At 34.9% G+C, this 19,395-nt stretch carries 18 protein-coding genes; 8 read left to right on the top strand and 10 right to left on the bottom strand.

Annotated elements, in window-relative coordinates; genetic code table 11:
* Nucleotides 1–2 precede the first annotated feature (2 nt).
* The gene (locus tag TYM08_RS00345) at nucleotides 3–707 is read left to right on the top strand and encodes a biotin/lipoyl-containing protein (RefSeq protein WP_422380983.1); all 705 of its coding nucleotides are present in this window, start codon (nucleotides 3–5) and stop codon (nucleotides 705–707) included.
* A 42-nt stretch (nucleotides 708–749) separates the two neighbouring features.
* On the opposite strand, the gene TYM08_RS00340 is transcribed toward TYM08_RS00345, so the two are convergent.
* Both TYM08_RS00340 and TYM08_RS00335 read right to left on the bottom strand, forming a co-directional pair.
* Entirely contained in the window at nucleotides 750–1,787 is a 1,038-nt protein-coding gene (locus tag TYM08_RS00340) for a DUF3137 domain-containing protein (protein ID WP_422380982.1), read from the bottom strand.
* Complete coding sequence (locus TYM08_RS00335; RefSeq protein WP_422380981.1) at nucleotides 1,788–2,354, bottom strand: LemA family protein; 567 nt, start codon at nucleotides 2,352–2,354, stop codon at nucleotides 1,788–1,790. It lies immediately after the preceding gene.
* A 274-nt stretch (nucleotides 2,355–2,628) separates the two neighbouring features.
* Here TYM08_RS00335 and TYM08_RS00330 point away from each other — a divergent pair, with 274 nt between their 5' ends.
* Nucleotides 2,629–3,249 carry an acyltransferase gene (locus tag TYM08_RS00330; protein ID WP_422380980.1) on the top strand — a complete coding sequence of 207 codons (621 nt, stop codon included), beginning with the start codon at nucleotides 2,629–2,631 and terminating at the stop codon, nucleotides 3,247–3,249.
* A gap of 364 nt (nucleotides 3,250–3,613) precedes the next feature.
* Here TYM08_RS00330 and TYM08_RS00325 read toward each other — a convergent pair whose 3' ends face one another.
* The gene (locus TYM08_RS00325; protein ID WP_422380979.1) at nucleotides 3,614–4,531 is read right to left on the bottom strand and encodes an MBL fold metallo-hydrolase; all 918 of its coding nucleotides are present in this window, start codon (nucleotides 4,529–4,531) and stop codon (nucleotides 3,614–3,616) included.
* A 499-nt stretch (nucleotides 4,532–5,030) separates the two neighbouring features.
* Here TYM08_RS00325 and TYM08_RS00320 point away from each other — a divergent pair, with 499 nt between their 5' ends.
* A complete protein-coding gene (locus tag TYM08_RS00320) occupies nucleotides 5,031–9,512 on the top strand; it encodes an Ig-like domain-containing protein (RefSeq protein ID WP_422380978.1) in 4,482 nt (1,493 codons plus the stop codon).
* Nucleotides 9,513–9,519: 7 nt separating this feature from the next.
* The gene (locus TYM08_RS00315) at nucleotides 9,520–10,050 is read left to right on the top strand and encodes a hypothetical protein (RefSeq protein WP_422380977.1); all 531 of its coding nucleotides are present in this window, start codon (nucleotides 9,520–9,522) and stop codon (nucleotides 10,048–10,050) included.
* A gap of 25 nt (nucleotides 10,051–10,075) precedes the next feature.
* On the opposite strand, the gene TYM08_RS00310 is transcribed toward TYM08_RS00315, so the two are convergent.
* The 6 genes from TYM08_RS00310 to TYM08_RS00285 all read right to left on the bottom strand — a co-directional run bounded on the left by TYM08_RS00310 (nucleotide 10,076) and on the right by TYM08_RS00285 (nucleotide 13,071).
* Complete coding sequence (locus TYM08_RS00310; protein ID WP_422380976.1) at nucleotides 10,076–10,717, bottom strand: glutathione S-transferase; 642 nt, start codon at nucleotides 10,715–10,717, stop codon at nucleotides 10,076–10,078.
* A gap of 2 nt (nucleotides 10,718–10,719) precedes the next feature.
* Nucleotides 10,720–11,013 carry a thiosulfate sulfurtransferase GlpE gene (gene glpE / locus TYM08_RS00305; RefSeq protein WP_422380975.1) on the bottom strand — a complete coding sequence of 98 codons (294 nt, stop codon included), beginning with the start codon at nucleotides 11,011–11,013 and terminating at the stop codon, nucleotides 10,720–10,722.
* Between the two features lie 61 nt (nucleotides 11,014–11,074).
* Nucleotides 11,075–11,515 (bottom strand): MarR family winged helix-turn-helix transcriptional regulator, encoded by a 441-nt coding sequence (locus TYM08_RS00300; RefSeq protein ID WP_422380974.1) that lies wholly within the window; start codon nucleotides 11,513–11,515, stop codon nucleotides 11,075–11,077.
* Nucleotides 11,512–11,997 (bottom strand): glutathione peroxidase, encoded by a 486-nt coding sequence (locus TYM08_RS00295; RefSeq protein WP_422380973.1) that lies wholly within the window; start codon nucleotides 11,995–11,997, stop codon nucleotides 11,512–11,514. The genes TYM08_RS00300 and TYM08_RS00295 overlap by 4 nt, the downstream gene beginning before the upstream one ends.
* A 181-nt stretch (nucleotides 11,998–12,178) precedes the next feature.
* Nucleotides 12,179–12,562 (bottom strand): GFA family protein, encoded by a 384-nt coding sequence (locus tag TYM08_RS00290; protein WP_422380972.1) that lies wholly within the window; start codon nucleotides 12,560–12,562, stop codon nucleotides 12,179–12,181.
* A 143-nt stretch (nucleotides 12,563–12,705) separates the two neighbouring features.
* Complete coding sequence (locus tag TYM08_RS00285) at nucleotides 12,706–13,071, bottom strand: VOC family protein (protein ID WP_422380971.1); 366 nt, start codon at nucleotides 13,069–13,071, stop codon at nucleotides 12,706–12,708.
* Between the two features lie 740 nt (nucleotides 13,072–13,811).
* On the opposite strand from TYM08_RS00285, the gene TYM08_RS00280 reads away from it, so the two are divergent.
* Nucleotides 13,812–15,440: a KAP family P-loop NTPase fold protein gene (locus tag TYM08_RS00280; RefSeq protein ID WP_422380970.1), complete on the top strand. Its 1,629-nt coding sequence runs from the start codon at nucleotides 13,812–13,814 to the stop codon at nucleotides 15,438–15,440.
* Between the two features lie 294 nt (nucleotides 15,441–15,734).
* On the opposite strand, the gene trxB is transcribed toward TYM08_RS00280, so the two are convergent.
* A complete protein-coding gene (gene trxB / locus TYM08_RS00275) occupies nucleotides 15,735–16,682 on the bottom strand; it encodes a thioredoxin-disulfide reductase (protein ID WP_422380969.1) in 948 nt (315 codons plus the stop codon).
* Nucleotides 16,683–16,797: 115 nt separating this feature from the next.
* Between trxB and TYM08_RS00270 the strand changes: the two genes are divergently transcribed.
* The 3 genes from TYM08_RS00270 to TYM08_RS00260 all read left to right on the top strand — a co-directional run bounded on the left by TYM08_RS00270 (nucleotide 16,798) and on the right by TYM08_RS00260 (nucleotide 19,382).
* Entirely contained in the window at nucleotides 16,798–17,232 is a 435-nt protein-coding gene (locus TYM08_RS00270; RefSeq protein ID WP_422380968.1) for a hypothetical protein, read from the top strand.
* 172 nt (nucleotides 17,233–17,404) lie between these two features.
* Complete coding sequence (locus tag TYM08_RS00265; protein ID WP_422380967.1) at nucleotides 17,405–18,727, top strand: ATP-binding protein; 1,323 nt, start codon at nucleotides 17,405–17,407, stop codon at nucleotides 18,725–18,727.
* Entirely contained in the window at nucleotides 18,720–19,382 is a 663-nt protein-coding gene (locus tag TYM08_RS00260) for a response regulator (protein WP_422380966.1), read from the top strand. Before TYM08_RS00265 ends, TYM08_RS00260 begins: the two co-directional genes overlap by 8 nt.
* Nucleotides 19,383–19,395 lie beyond the last annotated feature (13 nt).

Genomic DNA, 19,395 nt, shown 5'->3' with positions numbered 1-19,395 from the left:
AAATGAATGTAAAAAACAAAAAAACAGGGCTTGGCAATTTGTTCCAAAAAGATAAAAAAATGGTTACTTTAAAAGTTGGTCAAACTAATAATCCAGATAGCGAGTATGTGATCACTAAAATTTATGTTGATGATGGCGCTACGTTAAACAAAGATGATCCAGTGTTTGAGGTTGAGTCTGATAAGGCTATTTTTGATATCTACGCACCAGCGGATGGAAAAATTGCGACTTTGTCTGTTAAAGAAGGCGAAAGCATTAGCGAAATACAAATATTGGCATTTTATGAGGTGTTTGATGAGTCTCAATTATCTGGCAAGGCTATTTCAAAAAAATCGGATCCTGTTGCTTCAAAGCCAATTGTTGCATCAAAAAAAGAAAATAAAGCGCCTGATAAAAAATATACGATTGACGCTAAAATAGCCTCGTCTGCTACAACATCAACATCAACATCAACACTAAATTCAAATTCAAATTCGAAATCAAAACCAACGCAAGAAAAAAAATCAAAGCAGAATAAAGTTGGCGAAAAAGAGACAAGCAGCTTACAAATATCAAAAAGTAAAGATTCGAAAAGAAACAATCAATCATCGTTAAATAAAAAAACGAAAAAAGAAACGGATTCTAATTTACCTTTTATTTTGTTGGGTTTTTTTATGGGGTCAATTTTTGGTGCGCTAGTGACTTCGTTTTTGTTGTTGCTCAAGTAGAGCGATTTAAGGGTTTATAATTTTCGTTTGAAAGGGTTGTATTCACAACCCGGTTTGCTCATCAAGTTTTAATGTGTCTATTATTTGAAATATCTCATCCATTTCATTTAGGATGGTATTGATTTCGGTTTCAAACGTAGCGGGTTTAAATGCCGAAGCGGTTTCAAATCGGTTGTGTGATGTTGAAATCATAAACAGAAGTTGATTGTTGTAAAAACTGCATTGAATATTTTTACTGCCAAATACCTCGGTTAAATTAATCAATCTCTGCATGAAACTGGTTGTCAGTAAATATCGCGCTTCCACTTGATCGTCTGAATAAATTTGAAACATTTTTTCAAAAATGGGATCTTCCAGTCTAACGGTTTCTAATTTTGAAAACTTATCGCCAAACCAATTGCCAATTTTACCTTGGTCGCGTTTTACAATGGTTTTACAGTTAAAAGATTTGTTCATATTCAGTCGAATAAATATACCTTTAAAAACCGTACTACTGGTATCACGCCCTTTACTGTCTTTTGATTTTCGAATTAACTCCGCTTCAAATAATTCAAGTTTGACGCCTTTATAATAGCCACTCACAAAATCTTCTGTACTGGATCTATTATGACTTGGTATCAACCCTGATGGCTGAAGTGAATCAATACTAATACTGTCTTTTGTTAAGGTATCGTTTTCACAGTATTTAAAATCTTCACCAAAAAAACTAAAAATATTGGGGTAGACGTTTTGCTTAACAGAACTTTTATAGTTTTTTAAAGGGCGATGACTCCAGTTTCCAAAACAAATACAAATAAAAACAGTCATTCCTATAATAAACCCAGTGCCGTCTGGATCTGAAGTTACGCGGACAAAAAACGGTATAAAATAAAGTAACAGTATTGCACAAATAAAAATGCTAGTGAGTGAACGTTTACGACAAGCAATTAATGCTTTAATGCGCTCGTTTTCAAAGTCTTGTACAAACGGTCGAATATGCTTGTCATAATGAGAGGTATAAGCCGTGTTATTAAACATCACTTCACCAGTAAAAGGAGAAAGACCATGGCCTAATAAAAGATTAACAAATTTCGCACTCATTTATTTGAATACCTCACTTGCATTAATTGGAGCGGTTGATTGCTCATCCGCTTCGTAAAAAGGCATGACAGTGGCGCCAATCATGGAGGCAATTAAATTACCTGGAAAAATCTGGACTGAATTATTAAGCGCAGTTACCGACGAATTATAAAAGCGACGTGCCGCTGCAATTTTTGCTTCAATCTCGTTATAAGTGCGCTGTGCTTGTAGCATAGTTTGGTCAGATTTTAGTTCAGGGTACGCCTCCATGTTAATCATTAACTGTCCCATTTTCCCAGATAGCTGATCCTCAACAGAAAAATGTTCCTTTAATGCATTTTTATCGGCACTGTCATAATCACGCAGTGCATCGGTACGCAGTTGGGTAATTTCAGCAAGTAACGATTTTTCGTGCTCCATAAATTTTTTAGCAATAGTCAAAATATTGGGAATGATATTGGCGCGTTGTTTTAATTGCACATCAATTCCCGACAACGCTTCTTTGGCTTTGTTTTGTTTGCTGATGATACTTACATACCATCCATAGATGATAATTAAACAGAGAATTACTAAAGAAATGATAAGCATAATGTTGCTCCTAATAAAGAATAATAAGTGCCTGTCTACAATCCATACAGGTCAAAATAGATTTATAACATACTGATTGTCCGAAATATGTGAATCAGAAGCAATAGCTAAGAATAATACTAATAATTTAGAACAAAAAGTAGAGCCAAGATATCATAATTTTTATTATTTGGTTAACATAGTCCGCATCTTAAAAATCGTAGTAGTGATACAACTAGAATACAAAATGAATCTAAATAAAAAGAAATTAAACTAAATAAAAAGAAAGTAAAATATGGCCGATAACAATTTAGATCCACATCATAAATATAGAGAACAGCACAAGAAGCGCTTAAGTTACATGCCGTGGTTATACTGGAAATTAAAACCCAATCAAAAACAATGGGCACAAAAATGGCAAAATGAATATCAAGAATATTTACAAGACATGGAGATGGTCGAAATTAAGGGAGATTGTTTTATTTCCCCATTAGCCAATTTGTTTGCCGAACCCGGTCGAAAAATTATTATTGAAGAAGGCAGTTTTATAGCCGCAGATTGTGTTCTGCATGGCCCAATTTTAATTGGCAAACAAGTTAGCATTAATCATCACTGCACTTTGGAGGCGGGAAATCAAGGTATCGTTATCAAAGATTATTGTAGACTTGCTGCTTACTGCCATTTGTATTCATTTAATCACGGTTTTGAAAATGATCGATTAATAAAAGACCAACCCACAACAAGCCAAGGCATCATTTTAGAAAAAGATGTTTGGTTAGGCGCACATGTAGGAGTGGTTGATGGTGTTAAAATTGGTAGTGGTTCAATTGTGGGTATGCAGTCAGTTGTTACAAAAAATATAGACAGCAATATAGTTGTTGCAGGGAATCCTGCTAAGAAAATAAAAGAGCGTTAGTGACGTTAATTTAATCTAAATTCAGTAATCAATTAACGTTTTTCATTACACCTTTAATATGAATAGCCACTTCTATTAAGTAGCTATTCACGACAATATTAAAAATAAAAAAAACCATAAATCAAAAATCCCATCAAAGTCCAGCCTAGTAATCCCATCACTATACAAACCCAACTATCAAAATCGATTTTATTAAACGGTCAGCAAATTAAATAACCCAACCCTCTAATTAAAATTTCAAACAATACATCAATAAATATCCAACCTAATGCGCGGAATATTAAACCAAAAACGCTCTCTGTAATAATCTCTAATGGCATATTGTTTCCTTTTTATCTAATTTTAATATCCAAAATTTTATGTATTACTTCCAAGATTCAAAATCGTGAGCCGGTATCATTATTAAATCTGGATTTTGGATTTTTATTTCATGTAATAATGAAATTTGATCAATTGTATTTTTGCTGTGGTTGTCAGTAAGTAATCCAGATACCCACATTTTAGGTCGACGCTTTTCAATGGCATTTAAATTCCATACGGCATCACCAATAAAAAATCGACGCGCATGTTTGTTATTTACAAATATACCTACACTGCCTGGTGTATGACCAGATAAAGGAACTACCACAATACTTCCATCGTTGTAAACATCATAACTTTTATCAAAAATACCATAGGGTACATTTTCAAATTCGAATACTGCCCAATTAAAAGATTTATTCAACACCTGTGATGGAAAAATATCTGGGACTCCATGGGTGTCGATATAATGTTTTTCCTTAGCATTCACAAGCACATCAATATTAATAAAATCTTCCAATCCACTAGCGTGATCCCAATGAGCGTGGGTTAATATTATTTTTTCAGGTAACGTTAATCCCTTTTTTTCAATGGCTGATTTAGTATCCGTAAGTTGAGTAAATTCCATTAGGGGCTTCATATGGCCTGGCATGTCGGCTTCAAATTGCGCACTGGCATTGACACCCAACCCCCCATCAATTAATACATTGCCTTTTGGATGCTCTATCAACATCGCACCATGGGCTAACGTTTTGGTTTTAATAAGACTGCCGCCCGCGTATGTAAACGCATCTAATGTGGTTACTTCCCCCGTTTTAATAAAATGCACTTTTGTGGCAGGTGTATTGGCTTGAATAATTGGAAGTACAGTGTTTACACCTTCTAACTTAGCTAGAGTTCTTGGCCAATATAAACTAATAATAAATGCCAAAATAAGGATGAAAACAAACGAAATAATATATTTGAAAAATTTAAAGATCATGCTGAGTTTGCCTGTATTTTATATATTTTAATAAAGTGGGTTTTAATAATTTTTGGGTAATGTAACACAATGTAAATTGAAAATAGCTATTTTCAAAGCATCCATAAGTCATCAATCTTAATTTGAATAAAGCTTATTTTGTTTGAATGTCTCAATCATTTGTAAAACCACGTCTCATTTTTACATTTCTTAAAATGAATGATCCGCCATAAAAAGAAACGTCAAAATATTTTCTTTGTTTTTTACTGTAATTAAAATTCTATAAAAATAGTCGTTAATTGATGAAAATCAACCAGTAAAACGTCAAGTTTTTTTCTATATTAACTATATTTCAAGTATCACACACATCCATTAACGACATTGTAAAATGAATATTGTCATTAAATCATCATTTACATTGAGTAACTCAAAGCAAGGGTAAAACCACTTGTGATAAGCGATTGAATGCACTTTATTTATAGCATGTTTAATTAATTTTATTTTTAAAGTGGTGCGTTCAATGAAATTAAATCTTTATCTATTTTCGATAATTTTATTATTACTCTCCCCTTTTTCTAATGCAGCGTTTACAGAACCTAGCACCAATAAAATCAATATCACATTTGGCGCAGGATTTACCGATGCCACTTCGGTTACTGCAGTGGGTGGAAATTATCACACGACATTAGGCGAGCAACGTAAAGAAGTGATTCGACGTGCGGCGCAAATATGGGCACAAGAATTACATTTAACTTATGACATTCATATTTCTGTTGATTTTACAAATTCCTACTGCGCATCCAACTCTGCTAATTTAGGTTCTGCTGGTCCAAGCTATGTTTATTTAATAAATGATATTTGGTATCCAACGGCTCTTGCAAATCAAATCAGTCAAACAGATTATTCAGGAGCATACGAAGACATTCATATTGATTTAAATGCGCAAATTGATCAAGGCTGTTTTTCAGGTGCATCTAATGGCTGGTATTATGGGTTAGATAATACGCCTTCAATAAATACTGAGAATTTATTATCTGTGGTTGTGCATGAGTTAGCCCATGGATTAGGTTTTTTAACCATGACAAACACAAGTACCGGTGCATGGTTTAGCAGTGAATACCCTCATCCAGATTCTTATAGCCAGCATCTGTATGACAACGCTACGAATAAAGCTTGGGTTAATATGAGTGACTCAGAGCGTTTGAATTCAGGAACCAGCGAGAACTTAGCTTGGAATGGCTCAATAACCAATACCTATGCGGCAACGATTTTAAGTAGTGGTTTTTCAAATAATCGCGTTGAAATATTTTCTCCAACAGACTTTTTAAACGGCTCCTCACTTTCTCATTTTTCTATCGAGGCTACTCCGAATCAAGTGATGGAACCCTATGCAACGAATGCAGTAAATATTGATATTGAATCAAGGGTCATGAAAGACATCGGTTGGGATTTGCCAGAGGATGCTACTCAGCCAGTCATTACGATTAACGACACAACAATAAATATTGATAAAAATACAAACACGACACTCACTCCATTAAATGCTAGTTCATCAAGCGCTTCAGTTGGTGATACGTATATGTATCAGTACACCCAATTACCGACTAATGGTTCGCTAAGTGATTTATACAGTGACACGCCAACTTATACGCCCAATAATAATTTTACAGGCACGGATGTTGTAAAATTTATCGTACACGATCAAAATTTTAATATCAGTGAAGAAGGCACTTTTAACATAATCATAAGTGAGCCAGGAGCCGATGCTGCACCAGTTGCCAATAATGATAGTTATACGTTTGATGAAGACGCCACTACGCAAACATTAAATGTTTTAGCAAATGACACAGATGACAATAGTTTGAATATCAATACAGTAACCATTACTTCAGTATTTACCGCAGGTGATATTTCTTTAAGTGGCGGCAATATATTAGTGACACCTTATAATAATGTATCGGGAAATTATTCTTTCACTTATACCGTTTTAGACGATGCAAATAATGTCAGTAATGACGCGACTGTTTCGTTAACGATCTCTCCTATTAATGATGTTCCTGTTGCGGTGGTAGACAGTTTTAATATCACAGAAGACCACTTAGGTTATACCTTAGATTTAATCAGTAATGATAATGATGTAGAAAGCACATTATCAAATGACGATATAACAATAATCAGTGAACCCACTCAAGGTGATTTAAGTTATTTTAATTCGGATTATATTTATGTACCTGATGTAAATTATAACGGTGTGGACAGTTTTACTTATTTAGTAAATGACGGCACTGCAAACAGTAATACTGTAAGTGTCAGCTTAAATATTACATCTGTAAATGATGCGCCAGTTTCGATACAAGATGCATTCACATTAAATCAAAATTCAAGTTTTGATTTATATATTTTATCAAATGATTATGACAATGATCACACTGTTAATTACAACATGGTAAACATAGACACTCCAGTTTCTCATGGAACGTTAACACTAACTGGATCAATGTTAACCTATGTTCCTGATAATAATTATTTTGGTGATGATGCATTTAGTTATTATTTAAATGACGGTTCAGATTCAGGAAATTCCGTTGTAGTTAATTTGACCATCAGTCATGTCAATGCAGCACCGACAGCACAGAACGACAATTATACTTTAGATGAAGACACGCAAACTATTTTCAATATATTAGATAATGACACAGATGATGTCACCATCGATTCTATTTCTATTGTGTCAGATCCACAACATGGCGAACTAAGTATTAATAACAACATTTTAACCTATCAACCTGATGATAATTATTACGGCAATGATAGTTTTACTTATAAAATAACCGATGACGAATCTGCACAAAGTAATACAGCAACCGTGGCAATTACCATTAATAGTGTTAATGATTTACCTGTTGCTAATAATGATAATTTTATTATTACAAATGGAAGTGTGAATATTTATCCATTATTAAATGATACAGATGAAGATATAAATAGTGTGAATATAATGATTGATAGCCAGCCTATTAATGGCTTGGTGTCCGTCTCTGGAAGTAATGTGACATATTTAGCGGATGAAAACTTTGTTGGATTTGATTCATTTACCTATCATTTATCTGATAACGAAAATGCCATTAGCAATATTGCCACAGTCAATGTTGAAGTCAGTTCAGACATGGCGCCTGTGACTAATGATCTTACTTTTACAGTGGATGAAGATAGCACAAATAACGAATTAGATTTAATCACACAAAATGAATCAAATGAAGACGTGACACAAATCATTATTACAGTTGAGCCTAATCATGGTGTGTTAGTCATTGATGGTATTGCTGTCACTTATACTCCTGATGAAAATTATGCTGGCAGTGACTCTTTTAATTATCAAATAAAAGATTCAACCAATTTAATATCAAATGAATCCACAGCGAGTATTAGTGTCACACAAATCAATGACGCACCAATCGCAGTTAATGATTCTGCAACGGTCTTAGTCAATAACAGTAAAAATATTAATGTTTTAAATAATGATTGGGATGAAAATATTTCCGGTGTAACGATTGAAATTACTTCTAATCCAGAATTTGGATCGGTGTCGATTCAAAATAATCAAATTGTGTACATGGCTGACGATCAATACGCAGCTCAGACAGACCAAATAACTTACATAATTATTGACACTCAATCATTAAGTAGTAATGAAGCAACCGTTGATATTAATATTTCATTAGAAGCAGATTTACCGATTGCTTATAATGATCAATACTCTGTTATTAAAAATGAATCCATTGTTTTAACCCCAACATTGGATGACGATTATTACACCACTCATATTTCTATGAATGTGCAGGAATTTGAAAACGGATCCGCCGAGATTAATGGTTTGAATTTAACTGTTACGCCAAATCCAGATTTTATTGGAACACTTTCAATTGTTTATAATATTACCGACGAACTAAGTCAAACCAGTAATAATGCAATGATTACCGTTGAAGTGATTGATGATAATATTCCAACTATAGATTTAGATTTAATGACGCTCATTAATACCGAGCTTCAATTTAATGCCTATGCAGTGACCTCAACAAATAACAGTGCGCAAATTAGTATTTCTCAAATGCCTAAAAAAGGATTTGTGAGTATTGTTGAAGATGAAATTTTATACGAACCTTTTGCAGCTCAATCAGGAATAGATAACTTTGCATATGTGTTAACACAAACCAATAATAGTCAAATTCAAATATCAGTGACTGTTGAATTATTATATGAAGATGAATACATAGCGCGTTTAAATGAAAATGATATAACTATAATCAATGATGTGTTTACAGTTATAGAAGATACGCCAATAACGTTGGATGTATTGTTTAATGATGGATTAAATAATCAAGGTCAATATCAAATTAATATCGTGCAACAAACAATGATTGGTCAATTAACCGTGGATGATCAATCTATTACTTATCAACCCAATGCAAATGTTTATGGGGCTGATAGTTTTACTTATAAAGTTATAGACACTCAAACAAATGAAGAGTCTAGAATTGCCACAGTTATGTTAGAAATATTGTCTCAAAACGACGTACCAACTTCGCCAAACTTTAATATAGATGCTGCCAATACTGTTACCCTTGATTTATTCAGTAATGCAGTTGATGTAGACGGGACTTTGGTAGGCATTAATATTATCAACGCACCGCAAAATGGTTTATTAATTTTAAGTGGCAACCAAGCAACCTATACCGCATTTAATAATTATTCCGGAGCTGATAAATTTGTATACAACATTGTCGACAATCAAAACGGTGTGAGTGATCAAATTGATGTGAATATTACAGTGAAAGCAACATCTACTACCGCTAAAAATTCAAATGATGCAGTTGTGGTTGAAGTCTCTAGTGGATCATTTAACATATTTGAATTGATTGTTTTATTATTAAGTTTGTTATCTATACTTATTATTAGAAATCATCAAACAACAAATTGCTATCAATTGATAAAAAAGAAGTAGAATCAATATGAAAATAAATAATGTACATTTTTTAATGTCACTGGTAGTGGGTTTATTATTAACTGCGTTAATTTTGTTTTTTATTTTTGATAAAAAACGAATCAATCCGAATAATAAAACCAATCCTACTACAGTGTTAAATACTAACGAAAAAGAGTTAAACATAGAGAGTCAATTAAACAAAAATACATCTCAAAATTTAAAAACCCAGACCCAGATTAATAACGTACAAAAAAATACGGTTATCAGAAAACAAAATACCCAATCCAATCATTCCACCGGACTTTCTACTTCCCAAATAAATGCAAATGCTCATTCCAATGAACATGTTGATTTTTCCAAATACATAACTGACTCAGAGCAAATTGAAGAAATTCGATTATTAACTAATCGAAATACTGACGATTTAGTAATAGAGAAATTACCAAACAATGAAGCTAGAGTGGATTTAAAACGACGATTTTCCACAGTAAATGTTGCTATTGTAGATGAAAACGGAGTGGTACATCGCGGCGAATGGGCACCGCCAGAAAAGTAAATCCTAGAGTGTATTTTGATTTAAATTATGGCCTTGTAAACCATTCAATTTCTGATTCAGCCTGCCAAGGCTGGTATTTTTTCATCGCCAATTTAAATAAATCATGTTCTAGCCATTGGGTTAGCCAAGCATCTAAATGTTTGAGTTTAAGAGATGAGAATTCAGTTAAATCCACATGAGCAAACTGTCTTATAAAAGGAAATATTGCTAAGTCGGCAAGGGTAATATTATTGGACAGTAAATATCGATTTTGCGCCAAACGTGTATCTAAATTCTGTAAAAATGGTAAACATTGAGTCAAATAATAGGATTGGTCAACTTCTGGAAATCGATCAAAATATTTATATTTGTCCAATGCAGATTTAAATTCATGGTCGTTTAATTCAATCAACTTCATGGCTTCTTTTTGCATGTTAGCAACAAGATCGCTCTCATTTAATGCCCAAAGCATAATTTCTAAACTTTCATCAATCACGTGCTCAGATTCCAAATCAAACAGAACGGGCACTGTGGATTTGATCGAAATTTTACACATATGAGCCGGTTTGTTTTTTAACACTACTTCACGCAGTTGAACTGATTTTTTGTCCGGGGAAAACAAAATAGCCATACGAGCGCGCATTGCATACGGACAGCGTCGAAATGAATACAAAACAGGAATTTGCATAATCAGTTAGTCTGCGACCAGGCCGCATAACCACCATCTAAACTGAACACTTCAGCAAAGCCTTGTTCAGATAAATAATCCGCTGCACCTTGACTTGAATTGCCATGATAACAGCACACCACCAAAGGTTTCGTAAAATCTGCAGAGGCAATAAATTGATCAATATTTTGGTTATTCAATAACTGAGCCCCTTCAATGCTGCCGCTGGCAAAAGATGCAGGGTCGCGAATATCTACAATGGTGAAATCAGTTAAAGGTTTGGTTTTTAGTTCGGTTACAGATAGATGCTTAAACATAATGCTCATTTCATTCGTAATGGGTTAAATGAGCAAATTGTACCATTGAGAGCAAAGATGGTTAGAGCTTTTTATCCAACTGGGTGACCAATTCAACTAACAATTGTTTAAGCTGAAGTGCTTTTTCAACGTCGTAATGAATATTCTCAATCAATTGAGATGGCAAACAAGCAAGCTCTGTTTGTAACTCCCGCCCTTTGTTTTTAAGATGAATCAGCATTTTTCGCTCGTCATCTTCGTCGCGAACGCGATCTATTAACTCCGCTTTTTCCATCCGTTTCAAAATAGGCGTTAAAGTGTTGCTATTAAGTAACGCTTGCGAGCCAATTTCACCCACTGTGATACCGTCATCTTCCCATAAAATCATCAGCACAACATATTGTGGATAAGTTAAATCATATTGATCTAACAAAGGTTGATACAACCGCGTCACTAGACGCGATGCGGCATACAACGGAAAGCAAAGTTGATTAGCTAAGCGCTGATCGTTATTTGGATTCATGGCATTGCTAACGCTTTTTTGATGGTTGCTTCTAAATCTTCTGGTTTTTTGGTTGGCGCAAATCGTTTTATAGGCTGGCCATCTTTGCCAATTAAAAATTTAGTGAAATTCCACTTAACTTTATTACCTAATAAACCCGGCAAGGCAGTTCGTAAATAGGAAAAAATAGGGTGGCTTTGCTCGCCGTTCACGTCAATTTTTTCGGTAACGGTGAAACTTACGCCATAGTTAATTAAGCACCCGCCTTCGATTTCTTTTTTACCGCCAGGTTCTTGATTGCCAAATTGATTGCATGGAAAACCAATGATCACTAAGCCTTGATCTGCATATGTTTCATGTAATTTTTGTAAACCTTCATATTGAGGAGTTAACCCACATTGGCTTGCGGTATTTACAGCTAACACCACTTTGCCTTTATAATCTGCAAAATCTAAAGGTTTACCCTGTAAGCTGTTTATTGTGAAATTATGAAATTCGGACATGATGTTTCTCGCTAAATTGGATGTGGGTCAAATTATGTCGCGCACGATTTAAATAAGCAAATATAGTACATTTTTTGAAATAAATTTTGCAAGGATTTGATTTTTAATGAGTTGTTTATAAGTGGCAAGTTAAGATCACACGAAGGATATACAAAAAATCCATTCTGTTTCATGATCATTTTTACAATTTGACCGTATCGTTTGGATGATGAATGCCATCATACATTTTTACAGGTTCCAACTCATAGGGATTTACCCCTTCTAAACAAGCAACATTAAAAGCAAATTGATGTGGATTCGATCGCCTTTGATGATGCGTATAAATACCACAGGTTTTACAAAAATAATGTTTCGCTTGCATTGTATTAAATTGATATAGACCTAAGTTATCTTCACCTTTGATAATTTTCAAATCAGCCAATAATACCGAGGCGACAATAGCTCCACGCTTACGACACATAGAACAAGAACAGCGGCGCGGATCATCCAGACCATTTGGCAGTGTTAATTCCAAAACAACCGAACCGCAATGGCATGATGCTTTATGTAATTTATTAATTTTCATATTTGCTCAGTTTGTTTTTTATAATTTATTTTTGACTAATCATTTATTCTAACTAAATAATCTGATTCATCTAAATAGCCTGATTAATCTAAATAGCCTGATTCACCTAATTCTGGATAGGCATTGTTAATCAAGTTACCCCATCATTTCTCCATAAACTCAATCCGATTCCCATCAGGATCAAACACCATTACAATTTTCCCCCAGTCAAAATCAAAATACTCTGCATCCACATTGTGCGTTTGCAAATATGCTAATGTTTCTTGAATATCCAACACATTAAAGCGCATCACAAATGGATTGGTGTCCATGTCTTTTTTACCAGTACTTGATGCCTGTCCATGAGTTTCAATCAATAAATAAGAATCCGAAAAATCAAACGTGGACATTTTGAAATCTCCTTCGACTTTCTCGCCAGTGCATTTTAGCCCGATGACTTGGCTGTAAAAATCAATGCAGGCTTGGTAGTGTTCGGTTTTTAGGATGAATCCTGTTTTTGTAATGTTCATTGTATTTTTTTCCTTTGGATAAAAATGACATTATTGCAGCGTGAACACAAAACACAATGTAATTACCTTGTCATTTTGAAATTTTCACTGCGACCCGCTGCTTTTGTAATCAAGGCTCATTCAAAACGTCAAGATTAAACATCAATATGGGTGATGGCTTGCCTTCACAATGCAACAAGGGACACCCACTAATTGGAAGTCTGATTGCGCATAAAAATAAAAGAACATTGTGTGTCCCAGAAAAGACAGTTGTATGTCTCAGCAAGCTTAATATCTACTTTGGGAAAGATGATGGTTTTGTGGGCTGCTCTTTCGGCAGGTAATCACTATATTAAAGAGAGTTTAGTAGTTTGACACCCTTAAGGACGACTTACGATTTAGTTATGTTTTTTCTTTTTAAGTGACTTCATAATTATGAAAGAGATACTTCTAGATTATTCGCCTTAAATACGTGTGGACATCCTTACTTTAACCGCCAGCACCATCAAAGTAGGTCGCTTGCTTGCTGCGACACACAAACCTCTTCAAATTTTTAAAACCCACAAAAAAGCCCAGATCACTTGAATAATCGAGACTTTTAAGTTGATTCAGAAAACTAAGATCAGAATTAAACTGATTGTTTTTCGATCAACTATTTTGACTCTTAGATATTATATTCCCAAACAAACCAATTAGTAGTTCATAAGGTCATGCCGTACAATCTAATCATACAAATAAATCTGAGCTTAAAAGGAAATCACATGACAACATCTCAAAACAACCAAGAGTCAGTATCGCAAACTGAAAAAGAACTATGGCCTAACGACTTACTCAACCGAACAGCCGAAGGTCAGTGGCTTCAAAGATATTTAATAAACAAATGGAATTCTGAATCAGACACAAATAAAAATAATTTCATTTTAAATATTAATGCCGATTGGGGTTACGGGAAAACCTTTTTCATGGACAACCTAGCTAAAGATCTACGTAAATCAGGGCATGTAGTTATTACATTTGATGCGTGGAAAAACGATATGGCGGACGCACCATTACTTGCATTTATATCATCAATCAATGAATCACTTATTCAGTTAATGGACAACACTGAGACCAAAACAAAATTTCCCAATTTAAATTTTTCAAAACTGAAAAAAATTGCAATTAAATGTGGTAAAGCTATCGCCCCTGCAGCCTCAGGGTATATTTTAAAAAAAGTAGGTGAGGAAGCATTTGATATTATTAACGAACAACTAGAGAATGAATCAATCGACAATCCATCAGAGAATATGTTTTTTGATGACACGGTTGGTGATGAGCCATCAAACCTAGAATCAGATAATTCAACCGAATTAAATTTAAATTCAGAAAAGTTCTTATCTAGCGTAAGCACAATAGTTACTAAACACGTTGAAAAATCAATTAAAAATTACGAATCAAAGAGGAAATCAATTTCTTTTTTCATTCATCACATGGAGCAACTTGTAAGTGAGCTAGATGATTCAGGCCTCGAAGCCCCATTATTTATTATGATTGATGAACTTGATCGATGCAGACCCTCATACGCAATTGAATTACTAGAAACAATCAAACACATATTTGCAATTAAAGGAGTTTACTTCATTGTCGCAACAGCATCTGATCAACTATGCCATTCAATTACAGCTGTCTATGGTCAAAATTTTGAATCAGCACGTTATTTAAAACGTTTTTTTCACCAAGAGTATAAATTAGCAAAACCAGAACAAAAACAATATATTCAGACACTATGGGAAAATCAAATAAAGACCAATACAATATTTGAAGCATTATACAACTCTACAGTTAATGACTATGGTTACTGTGAAAATGGCCTTGAAGCAAAGGCAAACATTGAATTAATAGATTCCATTGCAACTCTAACCCATTCAAGCTTAAGAGATATTGAGCACGCAATTACAATCATCCAATCTATTAGCTTAGGGAACTCCAAGAAACTAGCTGCCCCAATAATATATTTCTTAATTTTCATATCAATAAGGCACGCTGATATTTATGACCACATTAAAAAAAGTTGGCCATACACAAAATTTTCAGATAAAGACTCTCACTCCGATACCGACAGACAATTTATACAATTGCTCAACAAAGAATTACACTCCAATCAATATATTAGCTTTATACGATATGACCCTAAGAGAGCCAGTAACTGCAAAAATTTACAAGCCAATATTCTGGAAACTATTTCAAATTTAATTAAATATGCAATAAATCCAGAAACACACCCCCATACTGAAGTCTCGTACGGGCATGAGGTTTTTATAGTTAACATTAACCAATTGTATGAAAGTGAATCCCTCGAATTAATATCAGAATATTTGAATATTCTTGAGCAGGCAGGCCGCATGAACTAAAAGTATCTAAAGGTCAGAGCCGTTGATCGGTTTTCAACCAATCAATTTCAATCTAAATCCTACAAGGTCACTATTCAAAGTGGCCTTTTTTATGGAGTATCGAATCCCGTCGGTCTTTTTCATATTACACAACTGTAACGTATACCTGTGTCTAGCAAGTAGTTTGACACCCTGAAGGGTGACCTACGATTTGGTTATGTTTTTGCTTTATTTAGGGCGAAAAAAAAGCAATCTGGATCACCCCATGATTGCTTTTTTAAAATTCATTTCATCAAATGGATGAAAGAAGAATTTCTAGTGACCGTCGATGAATTTCTCAGCATCTAACGCGGCTTTACAGCCTGATCCGGCAGATGTAATAGCTTGACGATAAACTTGGTCTGTTACGTCACCAGCGGCAAATACGCCCTCAATAGACGTCATAGTTGCAAACTGTTCTGCGCCGTTGCGCACTTTGATGTACCCGCCGTCCATTTCTAATTGACCTTCAAACAAACCGGTGTTCGGTGTGTGGCCAATTGCGATGAATACGCCGTCTACTGCTAATTCTTGAGTTTTGCCGTCGTTATCTTTGATACGAACGCCAGTTACGCCCATGTCATCACCTAACACTTCATCTAGGTTGTTGTTCCATAAAATCTCAACGTTGCCTGTTTTTGATTTTTCGATCAATTTGTCAGACAAGATTTTTTCAGAACGGAAGCTTTCGCGACGGTGAATAACCGTTACTTTTTTAGCGATGTTTGATAAGTACAATGCTTCTTCAACAGCCGTGTTACCACCACCCACAACCACTACGTCTTTGTTACGGTAGAAAAAACCATCACAAGTCGCGCAAGCAGAAACGCCTTTACCACTGAATGCTTCTTCTGAAGGCAAACCTAGGTATTTAGCAGATGCGCCTGTACAGATGATTAATGCATCGCAGGTGTACTCGCCTGAATCGCCGATTAATTTGTATGGCTTAGATTCTAATTCTGCTGTGTGGATTTGATCAAAGATGATTTGCGTATCAAAACGCTCAGCGTGTTCTTTCATACGCTCCATTAATGCAGGACCTTGTAATCCTTCAACGTCACCTGGCCAGTTATCGACTTCAGTTGTTGTTGTTAATTGACCACCCATTTGCAAGCCTGTGATAAGCACAGGCTTTAAATTTGCACGAGCAGCATAAACGGCAGCGGTGTATCCGGCAGGGCCAGATCCTAGGATTAATACAGGGGAATGTTTGACTTCGGACATATCGATACCTTTTAGAAATTAACAGTTTGTGACATTCAATTACATTCTTTGACGATGTAACTTTCATGAACTATACATAAGGGAGTGCATTTTCAACAAACAGCCGAGAAAGTCCATGATTTTTACAAAAAAACGCATAATTTTTACACTTTTTTCTATTTTTGGGATCTTTGCACAATATGCAAATGCTGAAAAAGAAAATATTTACCAACTTAAAGTCGACACAGACAGCAATTGGACGAGTATCGAAATCCGCGATGACGCGGTTTTTGTAATTCCTCCAGACAATCAGCCGTTTGAAGTGTTGGCGAAAAAAGGGGCGAAATCCTTCACTATTAGTGAAAAACGCGTGTATTTTGAAGCGTATACTCGAGGTGAAACCAGTTTTGACCTTTATGTATTTAGTCCTAACCAAGTATTAGGTTTAACTATATGCAAAGGTTCACGAACCAGTTACACCACAGTCATCACTCAAGAAGGTAAACACAAAAACGACTCTAATGAGCAAGATTTATGTGAAAAAGCCGCATTAGTATTGGTGCTGCATTAGCATTGAGCACAAAATATAGGGCTGCTTTACATAATTCATTTTGTTTGCACAATTGAGTTGAAAAAATCTCGTATACTGTCATGGCTATTTATAGATTGAGATAACCATGACATTTAAACTGAAACATAAACTCTTTTTTATTATCCTTTGCGCAAATCTATTGCTATGTTTAGTGATTATCGGCATCAACTGGCGCGGATTTGATAAGCAATTTGCTAAATATCGCTCCAGTGCCGATCTATCTCAAATTCAATCCATTGAAGATTTAATTACTGATCAATACACTAAGAATCAATTTATTAAAATCAATCATGAATTTTGGATGCAAGTTCAAAATAGCATTCAATCCATTCCCGCGCCATCCTTTGAACATGATCGTTTATTAAAACGCACCATTATAAATGTTGATAACACTCTGTATACGTTTCGATCAGAATTCAAAAAAGGCAAACCTTTATTACGTGAAATGAAAAAATCTGACAATAAAAAAGACATAAATTGGCACGATGTCGTAATTAATAAGCTAGTTATCGCTCAAATAGGCGTCATTACCAACAAGAATCTATTATCTCGAGAAGATCAAAAATTCATTAACCAGCAAAAAGAAAGCTTTATTATCTCCATCATCGCCTCTGTTATTATCTCGATTTTTATTGGATTTATTGGGGCTCGCATTTTTTCTCGCCCAATTGAGCGCTTATCCAAAGCGACACAAACCTTAGCCAAGGGAGATTACTCAATTGAACCACCGGTATCAGGACAGGATGAAATTGCTCAATTAGGACGCGATTTACATTTATTATCTCAGACATTAAGCTCAAACATGAGCGCTAAAAACCAATGGATTGCTGATATTTCCCATGAGTTACGCACCCCTGTGGCGGTCATTAAAGCCCAAATTGAAGCCATGATTGACGGCATTCGCAAACCTAATGAAGACAATTTAAATGTGCTGGCCAAGCAAATTGAAGATTTATCAAAATTGATCAATGACTTACATGAATTATCCATGAGCGATTTGGGTGCGCTCAATTATCAATTTAGCGTTTGCAATATTAGCGATTTGCTCTTTGGGATTGTGACAGAACAGCCCCAAATTGACTTGGTTGTTGAGCAAAACATTGAAAATCATTTAATGGTCTTTGCCGATCAACGTCGAATTGAACAGCTATTTCGTAACCTTATGCAAAATTCCATTAAGTATACCGACACACCGGGGAGCATTTTAGTGGAAGCAAAACAAGATAATCAAAAAGTCACAATTCACTGGCAAGACAGTGGTCCTGGCGCTTCTGATGAACAATTAGAACAATTATTTAATCGACTTTATCGTATCGAAGATTCACGCAATAAACTCACTGGCGGCAGCGGTTTAGGATTGTCTATTTGCAAAAATATTGTGGAAGCCCATCAAGGGAGCATTCATGCCACCCACAGTAAATTAGGCGGCATTAACATCATTATAGAATTACCTCTGGAGCACAAACATGCCTGATGCACATATATTAATTGTGGAAGATGAATCCACTTTAGGGAATATTTTAAAAGAATACTTAAGCGCTGAACATTATCAAGTGACGTTAATTGAAAACGGAAATGATGTGTTACCCTGGTTAGAAAATCATACTGTGGATTTGGTTATTTTAGATTTAATGTTACCAGGGAAAGACGGTATCACTTTATGTAAATCATTAGGTGACACCCCCTTTATTATGACAACAGCTAAAGTCGATGAAATTGATCGATTAATTGGTCTGGAGTTAGGCGCGGATGATTATATTTGCAAACCCTATAGCCCAAGAGAAGTGGTGGTTCGAGTTAAAAATTTACTTAAAAGATTAATGCCAGATGAATCTAAAATTTCCCCCTTAAAACTTACCTTAAATTCTGATGAATACAGCGTCGTGTATGGCGATCAAAAATCTGAATTAACCTGCGTTGAATTTAAATTATTAGATGCACTAATGAGCAGGCCAGGAAAAATATTTTCGCGCGACCAGTTAATGAATAGCATTTATGATGATGGCCGTATCGTATCTGATCGAACCATTGATAGTCATATTAAGAAATTACGCAAAAAAATTAATCAACTTGACCCTAATAATGAATTAATTGGATCAGTTTATGGGGCAGGATATCGCGCATTATAACATCAAATTGTTG

It is taken from the genome of Marinicellulosiphila megalodicopiae (assembly GCF_045862395.1).
GTDB lineage: Bacteria > Pseudomonadota > Gammaproteobacteria > Pseudomonadales > Natronospirillaceae > Marinicellulosiphila > Marinicellulosiphila megalodicopiae.
The sequence above is the reverse complement of the archived record's forward strand: the minus strand, read 5'-3'. Positions and strand labels throughout refer to the sequence as shown.

What these genes read in the sequence shown, in the direction of transcription:
- TYM08_RS00345 (WP_422380983.1), top strand. Translation starts at nt 3, where the DNA reads ATGAATGTAAAAAACAAAAAAACAGGGCTTGGCAATTTGTTCCAAAAA.
- TYM08_RS00340 (WP_422380982.1), bottom strand. Translation starts at nt 1,787, where the DNA reads ATGAGTGCGAAATTTGTTAATCTTTTATTAGGCCATGGTCTTTCTCCT.
- TYM08_RS00335 (WP_422380981.1), bottom strand. Translation starts at nt 2,354, where the DNA reads ATGCTTATCATTTCTTTAGTAATTCTCTGTTTAATTATCATCTATGGA.
- TYM08_RS00330 (WP_422380980.1), top strand. Translation starts at nt 2,629, where the DNA reads ATGGCCGATAACAATTTAGATCCACATCATAAATATAGAGAACAGCAC.
- TYM08_RS00325 (WP_422380979.1), bottom strand. Translation starts at nt 4,531, where the DNA reads ATGATCTTTAAATTTTTCAAATATATTATTTCGTTTGTTTTCATCCTT.
- TYM08_RS00320 (WP_422380978.1), top strand. Translation starts at nt 5,031, where the DNA reads ATGAAATTAAATCTTTATCTATTTTCGATAATTTTATTATTACTCTCC.
- TYM08_RS00315 (WP_422380977.1), top strand. Translation starts at nt 9,520, where the DNA reads ATGAAAATAAATAATGTACATTTTTTAATGTCACTGGTAGTGGGTTTA.
- TYM08_RS00310 (WP_422380976.1), bottom strand. Translation starts at nt 10,717, where the DNA reads ATGCAAATTCCTGTTTTGTATTCATTTCGACGCTGTCCGTATGCAATG.
- glpE (WP_422380975.1), bottom strand. Translation starts at nt 11,013, where the DNA reads ATGTTTAAGCATCTATCTGTAACCGAACTAAAAACCAAACCTTTAACT.
- TYM08_RS00300 (WP_422380974.1), bottom strand. Translation starts at nt 11,515, where the DNA reads ATGAATCCAAATAACGATCAGCGCTTAGCTAATCAACTTTGCTTTCCG.
- TYM08_RS00295 (WP_422380973.1), bottom strand. Translation starts at nt 11,997, where the DNA reads ATGTCCGAATTTCATAATTTCACAATAAACAGCTTACAGGGTAAACCT.
- TYM08_RS00290 (WP_422380972.1), bottom strand. Translation starts at nt 12,562, where the DNA reads ATGAAAATTAATAAATTACATAAAGCATCATGCCATTGCGGTTCGGTT.
- TYM08_RS00285 (WP_422380971.1), bottom strand. Translation starts at nt 13,071, where the DNA reads ATGAACATTACAAAAACAGGATTCATCCTAAAAACCGAACACTACCAA.
- TYM08_RS00280 (WP_422380970.1), top strand. Translation starts at nt 13,812, where the DNA reads ATGACAACATCTCAAAACAACCAAGAGTCAGTATCGCAAACTGAAAAA.
- trxB (WP_422380969.1), bottom strand. Translation starts at nt 16,682, where the DNA reads ATGTCCGAAGTCAAACATTCCCCTGTATTAATCCTAGGATCTGGCCCT.
- TYM08_RS00270 (WP_422380968.1), top strand. Translation starts at nt 16,798, where the DNA reads ATGATTTTTACAAAAAAACGCATAATTTTTACACTTTTTTCTATTTTT.
- TYM08_RS00260 (WP_422380966.1), top strand. Translation starts at nt 18,720, where the DNA reads ATGCCTGATGCACATATATTAATTGTGGAAGATGAATCCACTTTAGGG.